Annotated in this window: 3 protein-coding genes; all 3 read right to left on the minus strand. The window is 69.6% G+C overall.

Annotated features, from left to right (window positions below):
* Positions 1-19: 19 nt before the first annotated feature.
* Genes ACFQZY_RS01250 through ACFQZY_RS01260 form a run of 3 tightly spaced genes read right to left on the minus strand, consistent with a single transcriptional unit; the run spans position 20 to position 22,361 of the window.
* Positions 20-8,092, minus strand: coding sequence for a tandem-95 repeat protein (locus ACFQZY_RS01250; RefSeq protein WP_377411650.1), 8,073 nt, complete (start codon positions 8,090-8,092; stop codon positions 20-22).
* A gap of 29 nt (positions 8,093-8,121) precedes the next feature.
* Positions 8,122-8,874 (minus strand): hypothetical protein, encoded by a 753-nt coding sequence (locus tag ACFQZY_RS01255; protein ID WP_377411652.1) that lies wholly within the window; start codon positions 8,872-8,874, stop codon positions 8,122-8,124.
* Between the two features lie 44 nt (positions 8,875-8,918).
* Complete coding sequence (locus tag ACFQZY_RS01260) at positions 8,919-22,361, minus strand: DUF4347 domain-containing protein (RefSeq protein WP_377411654.1); 13,443 nt, start codon at positions 22,359-22,361, stop codon at positions 8,919-8,921.
* Positions 22,362-22,401 lie beyond the last annotated feature (40 nt).

Raw genomic sequence — 22,401 nt, forward strand, 5'->3', positions numbered from 1 at the left:
GGTTTGGCGGACGGCGTGATCAGGATGCCACGCCGACAAGGGTGACATTGTCGGCGGAAGCGAACAGGTAGGCCGCGCCCAGGTCCACGTAGCCCTGGGCCAGCAGCCCGAGCTTCTCGGCGGCGGCCTGGCCCATGACCTGGGTCACGCCCGCGCCGTTCAGGTAGGTGTGGACGTCGAAGACACCCTGGCCCGCGGGCAGGACGTTGCCCAGGACCACCTCGGGACGCTCCACGTAGCAGGCATAGGGCGGCGCCACGTCGGCACGGCCGTAGAACCAGTCGCCCGTGAGCACGTTCTGCCAGGCCTTGAGCGGCACCGTGCCCGGGGTGCCGGGGTCGGCGGCGTAGAACTGCACCTGGGCCGCGAGCGTGGCACTGGTCGGCGCGTTGGGCAGGGGCCGGTCGTCGGCGGAACCGGCGGGCGTGGCGGACAGGGTCCGGTCGCCCACGGTGCCGGTGGCGGCGTAATAGATGGGGACACCCCGGTCGGTGACGAAGACCGTCACCGACTGCACGCTCTTCGCGCCGGCGGCGTTGGTCGCCTCGACCTGCAGCAGGTAGCTGTTGTTGTGGTCCGCGTCGAGCGGTGCCTCGTAGTCGGGAGCGGCCTTGAAGACCAGCTGGCCGTCCGGGGCGATGCTGAACTGGCCGGCCTCGCTGCCGCCGCTCACCTTCCAGGTCACCGGCTCGTTGGCGGTGAAGCGGGTGACCGGCACCGTGCCCTCGGGCACGGTCTTCTCGCTGGCGGCCGCGCCAGGGCCGCCGGAGGGGCCGGTGATGAGGGGGCCGGTCAGGGCCAGCAGGCCGGGGTCGACGATGGTGCCGTTGACCACGCCGTCCTCGTCACCGGGGCCGCCGTCGGTGAGGGTCAGCACGATGCGGTCGATGCGGCCGTCGCCGTTCGTGTCGAGCAGGGCCGCGCCATCGACGAGGCCGAACTGCGCGGCGGGGTTGGTGAAGTCCTTCCAGGTGCGGGTCGTGGCGTTGTACTTCAGGTAGGCGTTGGCCTGGACCCCGGCGGGCAGGTCGATCACGGTCTGCGTCTGCAGGCCCGGGCGCACGTCGATGTCGGTGAGCTGGCCGCCGGCGACCGAGGTGACGCTGAACTTGTACAGGTCCGAGACGGCGCGCGTGCCGGTGGGCAGCGGCGCGCCCGCGGGCAGCGGCGCCAGGCTGATGCCGACCAGCTGCGCGCCGGCATCCAGCGCCACGCCGCCGGGCTGCGACGCGTCCGGGCGGCCGGCCAGGATGGCGCCGAAGGTGGCGTCGGGCGCGTTGCGACCCTGCAGGAAGTCCGCATAGGAAGTCACCGGCAGCTGGGCGACGTTGTTCTGCTCCCAGTCCAGGATGCCGTCGTCGTTGAAGTCGCCGCCGTTGGCGGACAGCTCGATCGAGGGGGCCACGCCGTCGCGGTCGGTGACGATGGTCACGGTGACCGGCGCCGAGGCGACCACGTTGCCCTGGGCGTCGAGGATCTGCGCCGTGTAGGTGTAGACGCCATCATCGAGCTGGCCGGTGGGCACGTTGATCTTGCCGGACTGGGCCTCGGTGGTGGTGACGGTGGCCGAGCCGATCACGGCGCCCGACGGGTCCACCAGGCGCGCGGTGCGACCGGGCTGCAGGTAGGTGCCGCCGTTGAGCGTGAACTGCGGCTCGGTGATGCGGGTCACGTTGTCCAGCGCGCCGGTGTCGGTGGTGGGGTCGAGGTTGGCGGTGAACGGGGGCGGCGCCGGCGGGGGCGGCGGCGGGGGCGGCGGGGGCGCGGCGGCGTCGGTGTTCAGGCCGGTGGTCGTCGTGCCGGTGGGGGCGTTCGTGGTCGGGTCGAAGGTGTAGATGACCCCGCCGCCCGTGTCGTCGATGGTCGCCGTGCCGGTGGTGGCGCGGCCGCCGGTGTTCGTCGCGGCGAGGGTGAAGGTCTGGTCGCCCTCGGCCGCCGTGTCGTTGACGAGGGTGGTGCGGACGTACAGCAGGTTGCCCGCGGGGATCAACGCCCAGCTGTTCGTGGTGTAGGCCACCCACCCGTTGGTGGCGTGCCAGTACTCCAGGCCGGTGCCATAGTCCACCGAGCCGTCGGTGGGCGTGGTGGCGCCGCCGAGGGCCGTGCCGTTGGCCAGGGCGAGCTTCGCCAGCTGGCCGGCGATGCCGGTCACCTCGAAGACGGCGTGCGTGGAGGCTTCGTTGACCCGGATGGAGTTGACGCCCAGCGCCCGGTCGTCGTCGAGGTTGGCCGGGGTGGTGTCGGTCAGCGGCGTCGTCGCGTTGGTGGGGTTGCCGGCGGGGTAGATCGTGCCGTTGCCGTCGTCGACGATGGTGGCCGTGCCGGAGGCGATCGCCGTGCCGTTGGACACGCGCAGCTGGAAGGTTTCATTCGCCTCGTTGACCGCCGGGGAGTCCTGCTCCGCCTGGATGTCGATGCGCACCAGCAGCGTGCCGTTGGCCGGGACCACCACCGAGGAGGAGTAGGTGGACCACTGGCTGGTGGCCGCGTTCCAGTACTTGATCGGCTGGGTCTGGTCGATGTCGGCGAAGCCGGCGCCGCTGCCCTCGACCACCGTCAGCGTGAGCGAGCTGCCCGCGACCGCGTTCACCACGAACACGGCGTAGGGCGAGGCCTCGTTCACCGTGGGGCTGGAGACGCCGATGCTGCTGTCGTCGTCCTTCGTGCTGGAGGAGTCCGTCGCCGGTGCGCCGCCGCTGAAATCGCCGGTGTACAGGGTGCCGTTGCCGGCGTCGACGATCGCGACCTCCGCGGAGGACGCGGGTGCGGGCGTCGCGCCGGCACCCACCGTGCCGGTGAGGCTGAAGGTCTCGGACACCTCATACGAGCCATCGGCCTCGCTGGTGATGTTGACCCGCACGTAGAAGGTGCCGGTGCCACCGCCCAGCGTGCCCGGGACGACCGGGGGCGCGTCCGCGCTGTAGGCCTTCCAGGTCGTGCCGTTGGTGGAGTACTGGATCGTGAAGCCGGTGGTGGTGGCCTGGGTCGTGCCCGAGCCCGCCACACCGAGCAGGATCGGCGCACCCTGCGAGCCGTCGACCTTGAACATCGCCCAGGTCGAGCCTTCGTTCACCGGGCCGTAGCCGGTCACGGTGACCGCGAGGTCGTTGTCCAGCGTGCCGGTGTTGTCGACCGCGCCGGTGATGTTGTCCGGGTACTTGCTGCCCGTACCGTCGTCGACGATGACGATGGTGCCGCTGACAGTCTGGCCGCCCGTGGTGGTCGCCAGCACACCCAGGGTCTCGGGGCCCTCGTAGACGGCGTCGTCCTTGATCGCGACGCGCACCAGCAGGGAGGTGCCGGTGAGGGTGACCCACTCGCCGGTGGTGTACTTCACCCAGCCCGCGCCGTTGTAGACCTCGACTTCGGTCGTGCCGCTGTTGTTGGTGAGCAGGCCATGGTCCGCATCGACGGCGGAGCCGTTGACGAGACTGAGCTGGACCTTCTGGCCCGCGGCGCCGGTGACCTTGAGCACGCCGTAGGGCGAGTCCTCGTTCACCACGATGCCGTTGAGGGTGGCGTCGTTGGGGTCGGTGATGGTGAGCGGGCGGTCGTCGTCCAGGGGGTCGGTGAAGTTGGACGGCGTCAGGCTGGTCGCGTCCTCCAGGTAGATGTCACCCTGGCCGTCGTCCCTGATCGTCCCGGTGCCGTTGTGGGCCGTCGCGGCCTGGTTCCTGGCGGTCAGCGTGAGGGTTTCCGAGCCTTCGTCGAGCTTGTCCTGCAGCACCGCCAGGCGCACCGGGGTGGTGGCCGAGGGCAGCTTGAAGAAGCTGCCGGCGGTGTAATTCACCCAGCCGGTGACAGCGCCGGCGTAGTACTGCAGCTTGGGCAGCGCGTCGAGGCCGAGGGTGGCGGAAACGCCCGCGACGGAGAGCTGGACATACTGCCCCTGGACACCCGCCACCGTGAACATCAGGTACGGCGAGGCCTCGTTGACGGTGGAGCCGGTGACCGTCAGGGGCCGGTTGTCCGCGTCGACCGTGAGGGTCACGGTGTCGAGGTCGGTGAGGCCGCCGGAATCGCGGGTCTGGATCCGCAGCTGGTCGTTGCCGCTGAACAGGTCGTTGGCGGTGTATTGCAGCGTGGCCAGGACGGCGTTGAGGTTGTCCTTGTCGGTGCCGGTCAGGGTCAGCGTGCCGGTGCCCGAGCCGCTGACCGTGACGCCGGTGCCAGCGGTGGCGGCCAGGGTGCCGTGGGACACGCTCAGGACCACGGTGGACAGGCTGTTCTCGACGTCGGCCACGGTGATGGCGTTGCCGTTGCCGCTGTTGAACGCGAGCGTCGTGGTGAAGGCCGTGGTGGGCGTGGCGTTCAGCACCTGCGTGGCCGGCACGGTATTCACCGGCGGGTCGTTCACCGGGGTCACGTTGACCGTGGTGGTGTAGGCCGAGGCGCTGTAGGTGGTGCCGTCATGCACCTTGAAGCCGAAGGTGGTGTAGGCGGTGCCGTTCTCGTTGGCGTCCGGCACGAAGCGCAGCTTGCCGGCGGTGATGTCGGCGGCGGTGAACTCGGCGTTGGCCAGGATGTCTTCCCAGCTGCTGGTGCCGCTGTTGTAGGCCTGCAGCTTGCCGTCGGCCGGCAGCGTCGTGACCTGGACCTTGGCCAGCGCGTCGCCATCGACATCGGCGAAGGTGCCGAAGTCGGAGAGGGCCAGGACGATGGGCGTGTCTTCCGGGGTGGTGACCAGGTCGACGCTGCCTCCGGGAGCATCCGTCGAAGCCGTGACGGTCGGCGCGTCGTTGGCGGGCTGGATGGTCAGGGACAGGGTGGCCGAGGCGCCCGAGGTGGCGAGCACATAGGTGGCCACCGGCACCGCGCCGGTGTAGTCGTCGACCGGGTTGAAGGTGAAGGAGCCGTTCGCGTTGATCGTCAGGACGCCAACGCCCGAGACGGTCAGGGAAGAGCCGGCGCTGGCCGACTGCCCGTTCCACTTGAACGAGGCGACAGCGCTGCCCGTGGGCATCGAGCCGTTCACCAGGTCGTTGGTGAGGACGCTGGTGGCGCCCGAGACATAGGTCCCGGAGTCTTCCGCCACCGTCACGGTGTCGTCGGCGAGGACGGCATTCGTCGTTCCGTTGACCGTGATGCGCAGGATGGCGGCGTCGGTGCAGGTGCCGTCGGACAGCGTGTAGGCGAAGGCCTCGACGTACGACTGGTTGTCGGTCAGCGCGTTGCTGGTCAGGGTGTACGTGTAGCCGCCGTTGGCAGCGAAGGTGAGCGTGCCGTACTTGCCGGTGAGGGTAGTGCCCGCAGTCGCGGTGAAGCTGAGAGATGCCCCGCTCCAGGACACAGCCTGGTCCAGGGTAACTGCCGTCACCTGGCCGCTGCCATCCGTGGTGATAGCCGTGACCTGACGGGTGGTGGTCCCGTCCGAGACGGACATCCCGGCGCTGATGGCACCCGTGATGGACGACACGTTAACCGTCGTCGAAGAGGGACTCACGGTGCCGGCATAAGCCGTGGTCTTGTAGTTGCCGGAGGCATCCGAGTTCGCGGAAAAACCGATGTACCGTGAAGCCCCGGTGGTGGCAAAGACCTTGCCTTGGTCGTTCGAAGCTAGGGCGTTGGGGTAGTTCAGGGTCACGTAGCCATTCGCGTCCTTGGCGGACACGGTGACGGGCTGCCCGGAAACCGTCAGCAGTACCGCGTCCGTTCCCAGGGTACGCGTGGTGGCGCTGTTGTCCGCATCCCAGAAAACGTAGTCCCCGACGCTCACCGAACTCGATGCCGCGACCTGGTACGAGGCATTGCCCTGCGAAGATCCAGTCGCCGCGGCGGTGGAGGACACCACGGTGAGGGTGGGCGAAGTGTCCGGGTCCGTGTCGTTGGTGATCACGTTGCCCGTCGCCATCCCGTAGTTGCCGCCCGACAGGGCCCGCTCCTGCAGGGAGTCGACATCGTCCACCGCATCCGGCGCATCGTTCGAGCCCTTGATGACGGCCGTCAGGGTGGCCGTCGCCGTGCTGCTGCCGTCGGACACGGTGTACGAGAAGGTCTCGGTCAGCAGGTCGCCCGCGCGAAGCTTCTGGACCGTGGTGTTCGTGTTGGCGGGCAGGTAGATATAGGACCCGTCCGCCCCGATGCGCAGCGAGCCATACAGGCCCGTCACGGTCGCATAGTTGGAGACCGAGGTGCTTCCCGCGGTGACAGCCTTCGAATCGTTGGCCGCAATGCTGGCCGCGGCGGTCACCGTCAGCGTGGTGCCGGTGTCGACGTCGGTGTCGTTCGTGCGCACGTTGCCGGACTGGTTGGAGCCGGCGTTCGTGAGCGTGGCGCCCGACTGGTCGGTGCCGGTGACGTGGCAGCCCGACTCCACGGCGAAGGCGGCATAGGTGCCGCCGGAGATGGTGTTGTCGTTGTTGGCAACCGGCGCATCGTTCACCGGGGTGACGTTGACCGTCACGGTGTAGGAGGAGGCGCTGTAGGTGGTGCCGTCGCTCACCTTGAAAGTGAAGGTCGCGTACGGGCTGCCGTTCTCGTTGGCGTCCGGCACGAAGCGCAGCTTGCCGGCAGTGATGTTCGCGGCGGTCACTTCCAGGCCCGTCGCCGAGACGTTGGTGAAGCCCGAGCCGCTGTCGTACTGCAGGCGGCCGTCGGTGGGCAGGCCGGTGATCTGGAGCTTGACCAGGGCGTCGCCGTCGACATCGGCGAAGGTGCCGAAGTCCGACAGGGCCAGGACGATGGGCGTGTCTTCCGGCGTGGTGACGAGGTCCGCGCTGCCGGCCGGCGCGCCGGCCGCGGCGGTCACCGTGGGCGCATCGTTCACCGGCGTGATGGACAGCGACAGCGTGGCGCTGGACGTCAGGCCCCAGGGGTCGGCCACCGTGTACGTGAACACCGGCACCGGGCCGGTGTAGTTCGCCTCCGGGGTAAACGTCCAGGTGCCATTGGAGGCCAGGGTGAAGCTGCCGACGCCGGAGATGCTGGCCGAGCCGGCCGTGGAGGTGGTCACGGTCACGGAGTTGGTCGTGCCGTTCACCGTGTAGGTGAAGCCGGTGACGACCAGCGTGTCGCCATTGGCGTCCGTGTCGTTGGTCAGCACGCTGCCGGTGGCGTTCACCGCGTCTTCGTTGAGGGTGGCCGTATCGTTCTTCGCCACCGGCCCGGAGTTGACCGGGATCAGCGAGTTCAGCGCCGTGTCCACCCGGTCCGACGAGGAGCCGATGCTGCCCGAGCTGAAGGCGCTCTCCTTGCCCGGCACCGCCAGGATGTAGCCCGTGTTCTGCGCGGTGTTGCCGTCGGCGTCCGCGTTGCCGTCGGCCTGCGCCAGCGCCAGCGAGGTGAAGTCGCTGTCGGTCCACATGTAGAAGCCGACGACCTGGCCGCCCACCTTGATCGGCCGGCTGATCCAGCCGTAGACCGGCTGGGCCAGGCCCGGGATGGTCAGGGTGGCCGAGACGTCGTTGCCGGTGAAGGTGCGGCTGGTGGTGCCGTCCACGATCGTGCCGTCCGCCGCGCTGAACAGCGGCGTGGCGTAGTTGAACGTGTGGTTGTTGCTTTCCTTGTCCGCCGTGTTGGTGACCTGCCAGACCTGGCTGAAGGTGAAGCTGGCGAGCTGGTGGTCCCAGGCCGCCAGCACCGGCGCCGCGAACGGCACCTGGGGCGCGCCCTCACCTTCGCCGTCCAGGCGCCAGAGCCGCTCCTCGCCCACCCGGCCCAGCGGGCGGTCGCTCGCGAAGACCTGCGCCCCGGTCAGGCGCGCCAGGGTGCGCACCAGCGCCGAGCCCTGCCCCACCGAGCAGGACCACAGCGCGATGCGGCGAACGTTCCAGCCGGCCACCAGGTGCGCCTGCGCGCGCAGGGCCGCGGCGTCGACCCAGTGCCCGCCGAGGCGGAAACCTTCGCGGCGGCCGTGGGCGACGATGTGCAGGACATCGACCGACTCCCCCGCCAGCGCCAGGCTGATCGCGCGCACCGGGTCCGCGACCTCCCCCACCCGCAGCACGGGCGCCTGGGCGCCCTCCAGCAGCCTGCCGATGTCGGTGGCCAGGCCGTCGGCAAGGATCAACTCGCGCGCGTGTTCAGGCATCAGCGCGGACCGTGAGGCGGGACGCGGGGTGGAGGACGTAGCGTGCGGGTACAGGCTGTTCATGGAGGAGGCTTTCTGTTCAGGCTGTGGAATCAGGTTTTCTTGATGAAATAGAGCGCCTTGGCATAGGCCCCGGCGGGCCCGCGCAGGGTCAGGGTCAGGCGGGCCTTGTCGGAGGCCAGGCTGCCGATGCCCTCGAGGAGCTTGGCGACACCGTCGATGCAGGTCTCGCTGACCTTGGCGTCGTAGACGAAGCTGTTCGGGCGGACCACCACGTAGCCCGCGTAGGTGCAGCCGGTGGTGCTGCTGCCGGTCAAGACACCCTGGGCATCGATGGCGTAGCTGAGGGTGACCAGGTCGGCGCCGAGCTGCGAGGTCCACGCACCGGTGACTTCGCCCTGCACCGCCAGCGGCTGCGCCGCGCTGCGCGTCATGCTGGTTCCATCGGCAAAGGCCAGGCGGGTGGCGCCGTCGACGATCGTCGCCGTGCCGTCCCAGGACGCGGCCGAGGTGGTCTGGGTCGCCGAATCGAGGGTGTAGCGGGTGCCCGAGGCACGGACCTTGCCGTCCGCGGCGACGGTGCCTTCCAGGTACGCCAGGTAGCTGCCATCACGCGCCAGCAGCCAGATCGGCGAGGCCGACTGGCCTGCAGCCGGCGCCAGCCACTTGGCATCCCAGTTGGCGGCGGCGTTCTCCCAACGCCCCTGCATGTCCTGCACCGAACTGGCCGCCTTGGTGGCCGGCGCAGCAGCGCCGCCGCCGCCGCCCCCGCAGGCCGCCAGGAGGCCAGCCAGGGCCAGGGCCGCCAGGGCGCGGGTCCCGCGAATCGTCTTAGTTTCAACCATACACATTAGTTTCATTTTGACACACAAGTCGGAAAATTCGCAGGTCAGAACCAGCCATGGCCCTCGGGCATGGCGGCCGGCGTTCCCATGAGGGACAGCGGCAGGGAACCGACGGCGCCCGGGTCGACCACGACGCCGTTGGCCACGCCGTCGGCATCGAACTCGCCGCCGTCCTGGACGCGGAAGTCGATGCGCAGCTTGTCGCCCTCGCGCACGATGGCGCCGCCGTAGGCCGCGCTCGCCAGGTTGGTCCAGACGCCCGCGGCGTTCTGCTTCCAGTAGCCGTTGAAGCTCAGGGTGGCATCGACGTACAGGCTGTAGCTGCTCGTCGCGCCGCCGACCGGCACCGTGGACTTGAAGGCGATCAGGCCCATCGGCATGGAGACCGGCTGCGGCAGGCCCGCCGGCGCGTCCAGCTGCTGGATGTCGGTGATCTGGGTCATCTCCGAGGCGCCCACCTTGCCGCTGACGGAGGCCGCCACCAGCGTGATGTAGGTCTGCGCGGTGCCTGCGCCTGCGGTGCTCGGCGTCGACGTGACCTTGAGCGGGACGGACACCACGGCGCTTTGCTGCGAATCGGCGATGCCGTCGCCGTTGCCGTCGCCGGCCACGGTCGCGCCGCCCGACGTGCCACTGGGCAGCGAGGGGACGGCGTTCTCGAGGGTGGGCGTGACGTCGACCTTGACGCCCGGCGTGCCACCGGTGCCACCGGTGCCGCCCGTGCCGCCCGTGCCGCCCGTGCCACCCGTGCCACCCGTGCCACCCGTGCCACCCGTGCCACCCGTGCCACCCGTGCCACCCGTGCCACCCGTGCCACCCGTGCCACCCGTGCCACCCGTGCCACCCGTGCCACCCGTGCCACCCGTGCCGCCCGTGCCGCCCGTGCCGCCCGTGCCGCCCGTGCCGCCACCGCCGGTGGCGGGGGCCGGGGTCAGGACGACCACGCTCTGGTTGCTGACCGTCGCCAGGTCGTTGCCGAACTCGTCCTGCAGCGCCAGCGCGTCGTTGGACGCGGTGGGATCCGTGTACCCCAGCGTCACCGTCGCGCCATTGGCGATGAACTGGCCCAGGGTCAGCGTCGCGGTCTTGGCCGTGGCATCCACGCTCACCGCCGTCACCGGCACGGCGGCGCCGTTGCTGGTGACCGTGAATCGGCTGGTCGCGGGCAGGTTCGTCGCGTCGAGCCGGCTCGTGTCCGACAGGTACACGGTCATCGAGGTGCCGTTGACCGTGGCCAGCGTCAGCGCCGGCGGGGTGTTCTCGTTCTCGCCCGGGCCCGTCGTCATGTTCTGGACCAGCACCTGCAGCGGGGCCTCGTCAACGAGGTTGAGGCTGTTGGTCGCGCGCACGATCACGCGGTAGCTGTTGTTGGCGCCCTGGTCCAGCGGGCTCTCGTAGTCCGGTGCGGCAATGAACTTCAGCAGGCCGGTCTGGGCGTTGATCGTGAACTTGGCACTGTCCTCGTTGTCCGCCGTGTTGGCCGTGCTGATGCTGTAGGTCACAGCCAGCTGGCCCGGGTCCAGCGCGACGAAGAAGCCCACGTCGGTGCTGTTCTCGTTCACGGACACCTGGGTCGCGCTGTTCTGGATCACGGGCGCGGCCGAGGCGGTCAGGTCGACGAGCACGGTGGCCGGCGCCGAGGTGCCGCCGTCGCCATCGCTCAGCGTGAAGCTGACCGCGCGGCTGGCCCGGCTCGGCACGGTCTCGCCATTGGAGAACTCGATCGCGCTGACCAGCGCCGCCACCCGGGCCGGGGTGGCATCCGCGTTGAGCGAGACGACCAGGTCGTCCGCGCCGGTGCCGCCGCTGAAGGTGCCGATCGCGGTCGTGCCGACCTTGACCGTGTTGCCGCTCACGTTCACCTGGCCGGCGCCCGTGCCCACGTGGCGGATCGACAGGCTGTCCTTGGCCGCGTTCTTGTTCAGGGTGATCGAGACCCGCAGCGAGCCGCCGCTGAAGTCCGTGGAGTCGCTGTCGGTCACCGACGCGAAGGTCGTGCCCTGGTCCAGCAGCATCTTCACGTTCGGCGTCGGATACGTGAGCAGGTCGCTCACCACGTCCGCGCCGCTCGTGGTGGACAGGCCGCCGATCGCCGGCGCGTCGTTCACCTCGGTCTTGCCGACGGTGAAGGCCACGGCGGACGTCTGCAGCAGGCCGTCGCCGAGCTTCAACGAGAAGGTGTCGCCCGCCTCGGAGCCGCCATGGCGGTAGCGGATCAGGCCCGAGCTCAGGTCGGCCCAGGTGAACTGGCCGCTGGCGGCGATGGCCTCGCCGTCGTCGAGCACCGCGTCGCCGTCGGCGTCGCGGTACAGGGTGCCCGCGGCGGGCGCCGCGGTGACGGTGAAGACATGCGAGCCGGTCAGCCCGTCGTTGTCCACCGCGCGCACCATGGCGCTGGCGCCGCCGGTGAGGGTGATGGAGCCGCCCTCGGCCACGGTGACGGTGCCGGCCGTGAGCGACGGCGCCTCGTTGATGTTGACGACGGTGGCGGTCGGCAGGCTGTCCACGGATTCGGCCGTGGTGCCCTGGTCGGTGTAGCTCACCGTCACGGTCAGCTGCTTGCCGATGTCCGCACGCTGCACGGTGTAAGTGGAGGCGGTGGCGCCGCCGAGGGCGACGCCGTCGGCCTTCCACTGGTAGCTCAGAGAACCCGGCAGGCCGTCGGCATCGGTGAGGCTGGCGACACTGGCCGTCAGCACCTCGCCGCGGCCGGCGGTGCCGGTGATCACCGGCAGGCCGACCGGGCCGTCGTTCACGTTGGTGACGGTGAAGGCGTGCGAGCTGGTGGTCGAGCCGATGCCGTCGGAGACCTTGACCGACAGCGTGTTGGTCGTCGGCTGGCTGCCGTTGTGGCGGATCTTGAGCAGGCCGTTGGCGATGTCCTGCTGGCTGAACGACTCGCCGACCGCGATCGCCTCGCCGGCGTTGACCACGCCATTGAGGTTGATGTCGCGGAACAGGGTCGCATCGGTCAGGCCGGTCAGCGTGAACTTCAGCGTGGAAGCGGCGCTCTCGGAGTCGCTGGCATTCAGCATCGCGGTGGTGACCTGGACCAGGCCGCCTTCCGCGATGGTGAAGCCGGTGTGGGTCACCGTGGGCAGCGCGGCGTTGGCCGGCTGCGCCAGCTCGGTGGCCGTGCCGCTGACGCCCGTCACCGCGATGGCGGAGCCCGTGGTCGGGGTCACGCTGGTGAAGGACACCGTGCGGTCGCCGGCATGCGGCGTGCCCGAGGTGTTGTCGTAGGTCAGGCTGTTCACCACAGCCTCGGCCACGGCTTCGGCCAGGACCGTCGCGGGCGCCGCGGGCGTCGCGGTGACCGTGGCCACGCCGCCGACGACGGACACGGTATAGACCACGCCCGTCGTGGCATCGGTCACCGTCGTGCCGTCAACCAGCGCCACGGTGGTGGCGCCGAACTTCAGCACTTCGCTGCTGCCGTCCTGCACGCCGCTGACCGTGAAGCTCAGGGCGTTGGCGCCGCCGGCGGGGATGGCCGCATTGGCCGCGGTGATGTCGCTGGCGCTGAACGGGTCGGTGCCGGCGTTGCCGTAGGAGGTGGTGCTGTCCGCGTCGGTGATCGGCGTGGCCGTGGGGGTGGTGGACGAACCGGTCAGCACGCCCACGCCGTCCAGGGAGATGGACTTGCTGGCCGCGGCCGGCGGCTCGGCGTTGTTGACGTAGGTGACGCCGTCGACCAGGGCCACGGCCTGGGCTTCGGTGAAGCCCGGGGCCGCCTTGCTGGCGGTGACGGTGGCCACGCCGCCGGTGACGGTGACGGTGTAGGTCACGCCGTCGATCACGGTGATGCCCGCCACCAGAGGGATGTCCTGGCCGTTGACCTTGAGCACCTCGCTCGCGCCATCGGCGACACCGCTGACGCTGAAGGTCAGGCTGCCCACCGTGCTGCCCGTGGGCACCGCGGTGTCCAGCTTGGCGAGGGCGGAGGCGCCGAAGGCGTCCACCGCCGGCTTCACGTTGACCACGCCGTCGAGGTTGACGGCGACGGTGGAGCCCGGCGTACCGGAGTCCGACATGCTGGTGAATTCCACCGAACGCTGGCCCGGGGTGGGCGGGACATGGAGGTTGGCGTAGGCCACGCTCTCCAGGGCCGCCTGCAGGGTGGCGGCGGTCAGGTCGGTGGCGTAGGTGGCGGTCACCGTGGCGATGCCGTTCACATCGACGGTGACGGTGTAGGTCACGCCGTTGGCGGCGTCGGTCACGGTCGTGCCGTTCACGAGCGGCACCGACTTGCCGCCGATCTTCAGCACTTCGTCCGCGCCGTCACGCACCGGGCCGGCGGTGAAGGTCAGGCGGTCGATGCCTTCGCTGGCGGGCATGCTCACCGCGACATCGGTGAACAGCGGCTGCGAGCCATCGGTGCTGCTGGTCACCGTGGCGCCGGCCGCGACATCGGTCACCGGGTCGGCCGGCGTGGCCGTCACGGTGCCTTGCTGGATCGGGGTCTGCGGCAGGGTGGTGCCGGAGCCGCTGTAGTTGCTGGTGCTGGTCAGCTCCACCACGCGCGGGCCGGCCGTCGGCGTGCCCGAGGTGTTGGTGTAGGTGACGCCGTCGATCAGGGCCGCGGCGTCCGAGGCGGTCCAGCCCGGGGCGGTGGTATCGGCCACGGTGACGGTCGCCTTGCCATCGGCATCCACGGTCACGGTGTAGGTGACGCCGCCCGCGGTGACGGTCGTGCCGTTGACCAGGGCCAGCGTCTGGCCGTTGATGGTCAGCTTCTCGCCCGTGTCCTTGATGCCCGACACCGTGAAGGTGAACGACTGCACGGTCTCGCCCGCCGGCACGTTCATGCTCACGCCGCTGAACACGTCGGTCGCCGTGGTGCTGGTGCCGCTGACGGCGCCGCGCACGCTCGAGGCCGGCACGATGGTGATGTCGAAGCCGCGGCTCAGGGGCGTGGCGATCACGCCGTCGGTGACGGTGAAGCTGAAGCTGTCGGCGCCGGTGCTGGTGCCCGCGGCCTGGAACTTGAGCTTGCCGGCGGCCAGTTCGGCCTGGGTGAAGGTGCTGCGCAGCGCCCCACCCTGCAGCGGGGCGCCGGAGGCCACCAGCTTCTCGCCGAAGTCGATGCTGCCGTTGCCGTTGCTGTCGATGAACAGGTCGCCCTTGGCAGGCGCGGTGGCCAGCGTGTAGGCCAGCTTGGCGGTCGCGGCCGCGCCGTCGCCGTCGGTGGCGCCCATGAGCGTGGAGCTGATGAGGCCGGTGGCGCCGTCGATGACCGACAGCGCAAAGGGCGCGGTGTTCAGCGTCGGCGCGGTATTGACCGGCGTCACGGGCACGGTGCGGGCCAGGGCCAGCGTGGCGGTGTTGACGTTCGGCGCGGTGCTGCTGCCGCTGTCGGTGACCGAGGCCAGGGTGATGACGCGGGCGTTGGCGGCCGGGTCGGTGCTGGCGTTGGTGTAGGCCAGGCTTTCCAGCAGGCCCTTCCACGCCGCGGTGGACTGGGTGCTGGCCAGCGTGACGGTGGCCACGTCGCCGCTCACGGTCACGGTGCGGACCACGGTGTAGGTGGAGCCGCCCACGGTCACCGTGAGGTTGCCGGAGCCGGTGGCCACGAGGTCGACCGCGACGGCCGTGCTGCCCAGGAGCAGCTTCTCGTCGGCGCCGTTCTTCACGCCGGACACCGTGAGGGTGGCCTGGGCGATGGACTGCGCCGCGCCGCTGGTGTCGCCGGTGGACACGGTGACCGCGCTGAACACCGGGGCGGCCGCGCCGCCCTCGGTGAAGCCGCCGGTGGCGGCCGTGGCGGTCACGACCGGTGCGTCATTCACCGGGTTGAGGGTGATGTTCAGCGTGGCGCGGACCGGCAGGGCGCCGTCCTGGCCGCCATCGGCCAGGTCCAGGCCCAGGGCGTAGGACGACTTCGACACCGTCACCAGGTAGGTGCCGGCGGTGCCGGTCGCGGTCACGGCGTAGACCGTGCCGCCGGCGGTGATGCTGCCGGGGACCAGCGGGATGTCCTGGCCGCCGATGTGCAGCACTTCGGAGAGGCCGTCACGGACACCCTCGACCTGGAACTTCAGGGTCTTGTAGTCGTCGGCGCCGAGGGCGGTCAGGGTGGTGCTGGCAAACAGCGTGGAGACCACCGCCAGGTCGGTCACGTTGGCCACCGTGCCCAGGGACACGGCCGAGCCTTCGGTGCCCGAGTGGTTCCAGGGGGTCGCCTCGACCAGGGTCACCTTGCGCAGGCCGGCGCCCGGCACCGTGGCGGTACTGGCATCGGTACCCAGCTTGTTCTCGAACGACATCGCCTGCACCAGGGCCTGCGCGTCGGCCTGGCTGAAGCCGGCGAAGACGCGGTCGGCGCCCGACTGCGAGAGCTTGACGCGGCCCGCCAGCAGCTCGGCATGCGTGAAGCTGGAGCCCACGGCCAGGGCTTCGCCCGGGTCGACGTTGCCGTCGCCGTTGGCGTCGACAAAGACGGTCAGGCCGGCAGCGGGCAGCGTAGTGACCGCGTAGGTCAGGGTGGTGACATCGTTGTCGATGTCGGCCGGGTTGAAGTCGTTGCCGGCGCCTCCCGTAATGACGTAGACCCCGCCCTCGTCCATCGTGGCCTTGAAGTCGCCGCCCAGGGTCGGCGCGTCGTTCACCGGGATGATGTTGATGGTGGTGTTCGCGGACACGCCGGACAGCCCGCTGGTGTCCTCCACCGTCACGCTCAGCACGCGCGGCGTGACATTCGGGTTCTCGCTGGTGTTCAGGTACTGCACCGCGCGCAGGGCCAGCTGCATGTCGGCAGCCTTCACGCCGGCGCCGGTGTTGATGGCCGCCAGGGTGATGGTGTGCTGGTCACCGCTCACCGTGGCGGTGATGCCGCGCCCCAGGAGCGCCGTGGTGTAGGCCGGGTTGAGGCGCAGCTGGTCCGCGGTGCCGTCGACCGGGTTGGTGAGCACCGCGACCACGCGGCGCACGTTGACCTCCTGGTTGTCCAGGCTGGCGGAGGCGGCGGCGATCTCGACGCCGTTGGCATTGCCCTCGGTAAAGCTGGTGGTGTAGTCGCGGCCGTTGGCCAGCACGCCGTTCAGGTCCACCTCGGTGGTCCAGATGTTCTGGATGGTGGCCGTGGCGGTGGGCACCGTATTGGTCGCGAAGCTGCGGAAAGTCAGCGCGTCGGTCGTGGCCACGTTCAGCGCGGCGCTCGCGGTGACGGTGGTGCCGGACGCGGCATGGCTGATCGCCGTGATCGTCTTGCCGGTGTCCGTGCCGCCAATGAAGATGTGCTGGCCGACCTTCAGGGTGAGGTCGATGGCGTTCAGGGCCAGCGAGGTGCCGCCGCTCACCGCGGAGGTCACGTTGCGCGTCGCCGAGCTGCCGGTCTCGGTCAGCGGCAGCGTGGTCTCGAAGGACACCTGGGCGCCGGCCGAGAGGCCGTGGGCGGCGGTGGTGGTCACCGTGGTGACGCCGCCCGTCGTGTTGACCGCGCTGACCGTGGCCACCACGCTGCCGCCCACGACGATCTTCTGGCCGGCCTGGATGGCGGCGTCGGCCACCTCCAGCGTCAGCGTGCTGCCGCTGCCGGTGGCGATGACGGCCGCGTCGGCCAGGGTGATGGTCGAGGTCGGCGTCAGCACCGGCATCGGGCTGCTGGTGACGTAGTGCTTGGAGTCCAGCACCTGGGCCACGGAGATGCCCGTGTCCACGCCGTCGATGATGATGCGCAGGCCGGGAGCCACGCTGGTGTTGGCGGCAGCGGCGATCAGCAGCGACTTGTTGGAGTCGGAGCGGTTCGCCGCGGAATCCGCCGTGTCCACCAGGCGCACGGTGACCTCGCGGTCGCCGCCGTAGGCGTTGGGGTTGGCGTTGAGGTAGCTGACGGACTTGATGATCGTCGCGTACTCGGCGTGGGTGCCGAGGCCGGAGACGGTGATCTCCGGCGTGCCGTTCCCCGTGATCGTGAAGCTGTGGCCACCCACGCTGTAGGTGTCGCCCAGCGAGGAGGTCAGGGTCTCGTAGATCGTGCCGAACTCGTTGTCCACGGCGCCACCGGACAGGCGGATCACGGCGGACTGGATGGTGTCGCCGGTGTCGGCGTCGAAGACCACCGCGTCGGTGTCGGCGATCTTGACGGCGTCGCCGCGCGGGCGGAACAGGACGGTGTAGCCGTAGCCCGCGTTGCCCGCCGTGCCGGCCGGGCCGTTCAGGTCCACCACCGGCGAGTCGTTCTGCGCGGTGATGGTCATGTTGATCGCCGGGAAGGTGACGAGGCCGTAGCCGTCGTCCACCGCCACGTTGATCGTGGTCGTGCCCTCGTCGTTGGGCGCGGTGATGTACTGGATGCGGTCGGCGCCCAGCCAGTCCTGGATGGCGGCCATGGAGCCGGTCAGGACGAGCTTGGCGGTGCCGTTGCCGGTCACCGTGATGGCGTTGACGCCCGTGCCGGCGGGAAGCACCGGCACCTTGAGGTGGCCTTCCGCGACCGAGAACACCACCTTGAAGTTGGTGTTGACGCCGCTGGTGCGCTGGGCCGTGTCGCCCATGTCGGGGTCGGTGAAGACCAGCGCGCCGGTGGGCAGGAAGGTGGCCACGTCCTCCAGCACCACGGGGGTGAAGCGGTCGAAGCCGGTCACCGTCGGCTTGTCGTTCGCGCCGTTGATGGTGAAGGTCAGCGTGGCGGTGTCGGTGAGGTAGGCCGGGCGGCCGTCGCTGAGTTCGTAGTTGAATTCCTCGGTCAGGGTCTGGCCGACGGCGAGGGCCTGCACGTCGGCATTGGCCTGGTCCAGGGTGTAGGTGTACTGGCCATTGGCCTGCACCACCAGGGTGCCGTACTTGCCAGCGAGGGTGTACTCGCGGGTGTCGGTGAGCACGCCGCCCGGGTAGCTCAGGCTACCGGTGACGGTGGCCTGCTCGCCCACGCCTTCGGTGCTCCCCAGCATGACGGCGGACACCGCGAACTCGGCGCGGCCGTTGACGTTCACGTCGGTGTCGTTGGTCAGCACGTTGCCGCTGGACGTGGCGGTGCCGACGGTGGCGTTGGCGATGCCGGAGTTCTCGGTCAGCGGGTTGCCGGTGTCGTTGACGGCCACGGGCGCGGTGGGGGCGAGCTCCATCGGGTTGCCGCTGTTGACGGCTTGGGTGATGGATTCGCTGAAGCCCTGGGCGTCGGTGTACGAGACGACGACGGTGATGAACTTGCCGCCGTCGTCGGGAGTCAGCGTGTAGTTGGCGGAGGTGGCGCCGGAGATCGCGGTGCTGACCGAAGGCGTGAAGCCGGTGGACGTGCCGCGGTGCCACTGGTAGTTGAACGAGGCGCCCGAGATGCCGTTGGCGTCGCTCACCTGCGCGAACAGGTTGTCGCCCGGGGCGGGGTAGCCCAGGATGGTGACGGTACCAGCCACGTTGTTGGCGGCGACGGTGAGGGCGTTGGTGGTCAGGGTCTCGACGTTGCCCTGGTTGTCGTCATAGAACGCCAGCGCGCGCACCTGGCCGGTGGCCTCGGCCTGGGTCAGCGTAAGGGTGTTGCCGGCGGTGCCGCGGGCGCCCGGAACGTTGGTCCAGGTGGTGCCGGAGTCGTTCGACACCTGCCACTGGTACTGCACGTTGCCGGCGGTGACGCCGTTGGCGTCGGTGACGGTGGCCGTGACCACGTCGCCGACGGTGGTGCCGGAAGGCGCGTTATCCGTGGTGACGGCGAGCGTGGCCGAGCCGGCGGTGTTGGCCGGGACGTTGGTGAAGTTGAAGGTGAAGCTGGTCGACGCCGTCGTGGTGTCGGCCGAAGTGCCGGTGACGCGGACCTGAAGGAACGGCAGGGTGTCGAGCGGGGTGCCGCTGATCTTGCGGGTCGCGGAGTCGAACGTCAGGCCGGTGCCATGGGTGGCATCGTCCAGCGCCACCCAGGTGGTGCCGTTGTCGTAGCTCCACTCGGCGGCATAGGTCACCGCCTCGCCATCGGCGTCGGTGAAGGTGTTGGCGGGGATGGTGAAGTCCACCGCGCTGCGGGCGTTGACGGTCTGGTCCGGGATGCGGTTGGCCAGGACCAGGGGGTCGTTGGAGCCGGTGACGTCGAGCGTGAAGGACTGCGTGGCGGTCAGCCCGCCGGTGGTGGCCGTGACCAGGACCGCAACGCTCGATGCCCCCGCCGGCGGATTGCCGCTGAAGGTCTGCGTGACGGGATCGAAGGTCAGCCAGGACGGCAGCGGCGTGGTGCCGTCCGCCAGCGTTGCCGTGTAGGTCGGCACCTGGCCGCTGATGGCGAAGGCATCCGGCGGCACGGTGTAGCTGAAGGAGCCGGCGCCGCTGCCGAAGGTCACGTGGCCACCGGTGCCGGGAGTCGTGCCGGCGGTCAGGCTCGTCACCGGGGCACCGGTGTAGACCTGCAGGCCGAACAACAGCTCGGTGCTGGCGTTGGCCGAATCGGTCGCAACCAACTTGATGGTCTTGTTGAAGGTGCTTCCGTCACCGCTGAAGGTGCGTGTGGCAGGATCGAAACTGATCGAGGTGCCAGACGTCGACAGCAGCGTTGCTCCGTCATAGGCGGAGTAGGTCAGCGCCCCGCCCTCGGGGTCGGTGAAAGTGCCCGCCGGGACTTGGTAAGTCCATGCGCCATCGGTCGTAACGACGGTGAGCCCACCCAGCTGCGTGCCATTGAGCGTGAAACCAGCGTCCGTGATGTTTGCCTGGTTGCTGTAATCGGTCGCAGTGAAGGTGACCTTGGCGCCGGCACTCGTGACCGTGTAGCCCGTGTAGGCCGCCCCAGCAATGGAAAAAGCGACTTCTTCAGGGGTAGCGGTATCGCCCGGCGTTGCTGCCGCAACAGTAACGGGAACGGTTGCGCCTGCCGCCGGCAGGGCAACGTCGATGATCATGCCGTCTGCTACGCCGGTGGAGAACGTCACCTCGGTCGTTTCGTGCTGCGCCGCCTTGATCTGGTAGGCGATAGGGCTAGCCACTACGGGCGCGCGGTTGCCCTGACCGGAGAACGTCACGTCAAACGCCTGGTCGACCGACGAAGTCCCGTCGCTGGCCGTGACCTTCAGGTGCAGGGTTTCATCCGCCGTCGGATCGCCGCTGAAGGTGCGGGTCGCGGGATTGAAGCTGAGCCAGCCAGGCAGCGCGCTGCCGTCCGCCTGCTTCGCCGTGTAGGTCAGCGCCGTGCCTTCCGCATCCCAGAACGCATTGGCGGGCACCTGGTACGTCCAGTTGCCGGTGGCGCTGAAGGTCTCATTCCCCAGCACGCCGCCCACCTTGGGTGCATCGTCCGTGCCCGTCAGGGAGACGGTCAGGGTCTGGGTGCTGCTGTAGCCGCCCGCATCGGTGGCCTTGAAGGTGAAGACCTCGGTCGCATTGGACGAGAGCTTGTTGACCGCCGCGTACTTGTTCGGCGCGTAGCTCCACGCGCCGGTGGAGGGCGTGAGCGTCAGCGTGCCGTAGGTGCCCGACTTGGTCACCGAGTCGCCGGACACGGTGCCGCCCAGGATGCCCAGGGTCACCGAGGCGGTGTTCTCGGGGTTGGTGGCGCTCAGCGTGCCGGTGAGCGCGGTGTAGCTGGTGTCATAGGCCGCCGTGTCGGCGACGGTCATCGTCTGGGCCGGGGTGACCGTGATCACCGGCAGGTCGCGGACCGACTGCACCGACAGCGTCATCGTCGCCGCCGCCGTGGCATCCGCGATGCCGTCATTGACCTTGTAGGTGAACGAGGCCGTGCCGTTGTAGTTGGCCACCGGGGTGAACACCAGCTGGCCCAGCGAGGCCTTCGGGATGACCTGGTCCACGGTGACGGCCGTGCCGCCCAGCGTGAGCACGCCCGCCGAGGCGGACGGCAGCGAGGTGATCTTCACGCTGACCAGGGTCGCGCCGAAGCCGGTGGAGCCGCCCGTGGTGTTGTCACGGTCGGTGAACGTGAACAGCGCCTCACGGAAGGTGAAGGCCGTGTCCTCGTTGAAGGTGACCGTATTGCCCGAGCTGGCCGGCGCGTCGTTCACCTGCGCCGCCGTGCCGGTGGTCAGGGTGAACAGCTTGTCGATCGTCGTACCGTCGCTCGACGTGGCCCGCACCGTGATCCGGTACTCCTTGCCCGCGTACTCCGGCGCCAGGTTGTCCACGTAGAAGGTGGTGCCACTGAGCTTCAGCCAGGTCGGCAGCGTGCTGGTGATGGACGTGTAGCTGCCGGACACCTTCTCCTGGATGCCGACGAAGCTGTAGCCGGTGACGTAATCGGCGCTGTCCGGGTCCTGCGCGCCGCGGGCGAAGTTGAAGGTCGAGCGGGAGGCGCTGGTCCAGGACTGGTCCGCCGGCGCGGACGTCCAGGTGATCGCGTCGTTCGCATACGTGCCGTAGACGTAGGTCGTGTACGTCGCCGACTTGTAGCGGCTGTAGGCGGAGTAGTAGTCGGGGTTGAGGTTGTCGCCCCGGCTGTAGTCCACGCCGTCGTTGACGGAGTAGGTGATGCTGCCCAGGTAGACCGTGCCCTTCCAATCGATGCGGTTGGGCGCGTTGAAGGTGGCGTAGTTCGCAGTCGCGTCGTCAACGGTGAACGAGGACGCGGAGATCACGCCGGCATACGCCTGGGTCGCATAGCCGCCAGTGAAGTAGCGCCAGGTGTTGGCCGCGTCGTAGTAGTCGTCCGCGACCAGCTTGGACACGTCGATCGTGCGGCTGGCGCCCTGGCCGATGAAGACGTTGCCGCCGGACAGCCCGATCGAGCTGTCATTGGACACGCGCCAGGGCGTGGCGTTGGCGTACGCACCCCAGTAGGTGTAGCCGCCCGCATCCGGGTCCCAGTTCGACACGTACCACGGCGAGCCGGGGATCGCGCCCGGCGAGCCGGTGAACGTGTACCAGATCGCTTCCCAGTCGCCGTTGTAGCCGCTGGCGTAGAGGTTGGAGACGTTGTACGAACTGACGTTGTTGGCCACGCCGTACTTCGAGCCCTTGCCGCCGCCGTCGGCGTCCCAGATCATCGTGTACTGGGTGCCTCGGTTGATGGCCCAGGGGTCCGTGCCCCCCGGGCTCGTGATCGACACGTTGGCCCACCAGCCCAGGTCGAAGCCGTAGTCGGCCGGCGCAAGCGACGTCGCCTCGACCGGGCCGGTGGCGCTTTCCAGCGACCAGTCACTGGTCGCCGTGGCACTGCCCGTCGCGTCGATCGACGCCGCCACATCCGCGCCGGTTCCGGCCGCCAGCGCCTGGATGAAGCGCTGGCCCGCATCGCCCGCCGCCACGTCACAGCCATACAGGAGGATGTCGGCATCGGCCGACAGGCTGGCGCCGATGGCGGCCAGCGTGGCGCTCTCGGCGGCCAGGGTGTCCGCGTTCACCAGGCTGCTGCCAAGCAGCAACGCACCCGGGCCGCCGTGCGAGACCACGTGGACCCCGGAGACATCCTGGCGCCCCTGCAGCGCCCGCTCGATCTGGACCAGGCCCGACTCCTGATCGTTGAGCATGATCACGTCGGTCGACGGATCGAGGCCCGCCATCAGCAGTTCAGGCGAAGGAACGCGGGAGTCGATGAAAAGGATGTTCTGTGCGGTCATGGAGGGGGCGGAGGCGTTGAGTCTGGGAATTCAGGGGGCG

The organism is Ramlibacter sp. GCM10027632 (assembly GCF_042675325.1).
In the GTDB taxonomy this organism is placed as follows: Bacteria; Pseudomonadota; Gammaproteobacteria; order Burkholderiales; family Burkholderiaceae_C; genus Ramlibacter.